Raw genomic sequence first — 747 nt, 5'->3', positions numbered from 1 at the left:
CGGCGTTACATCGTCGGCAGGCCAAAAAGGAAGTGAAGCAATGAGCCATTCAGACAAACAATCCAGTGCAACATCGGTTAGCGAGCAGATACTGGGGGCCGGGCTGCGGATAATTCACACCTGCACGCACAGCGATCACCTGGGGTATTACGTGACAGGCAAAAACCGGCCAGTCATGTCCGACTGCGCGATGGTTAAAGCCTATGACGGCGGGGCGGTATCCGTTGAATATCATCGTCCCGGCAATATTAACATCGTGATCACCAACAATGATGATTGGCTCAAAATCATCACCCATCTGTTGAATGAGCCACCTACATCGTCGCTGAAGCTGATCCCTTCAGACCTGGTGGGTTATCTGGAAAAGCTAGCGGGGCAAGCGCTACCTCCTGAAGCCCGTGCCCGAGCTCTCGATCTGGCAGAAGGTTTGTTCTTTAAATATGCAACGCTCTCGTTGACAACGCTGTTCAGCGTTTGGGGGAGAGAGCCGCTACTGGCTGAGTTCATCGCGCCACTGAAGCAATATACATTGCCGGGGGAGCACGCCCGGCACTTCGGGACATGTTGAAAATAACTGGGGCGAAAGCCCCTTTTTTGTATATGTAATATCTATATTAGCGGAGACGGTGAAAGCGGGTGATGAATTCTAAATTGCGAAATAAATTGATTCATAACAAATGTTATGTGCTATTTATGCTTAAGAAAAAGCACTATTATCGGAAAAAATAAAATAGTAAATAGCCTAAC

General features: G+C 48.3%; 1 protein-coding gene. It reads left to right on the top strand.

The genetic code is table 11. The features are described 5' to 3' along the window. The coding region (locus tag ACVRRC_RS22090) for a hypothetical protein (RefSeq protein ID WP_472997591.1) at positions 1–568 on the top strand (568 nt) is incomplete at its 5' end. Positions 569–747: the final 179 nt, after the last annotated feature.

Source organism: Stutzerimonas sp. LR2, assembly GCF_055755175.1.
Note: the sequence above shows the minus strand (reverse complement) of the source record. Positions and strands in the feature narration are given on the sequence as shown.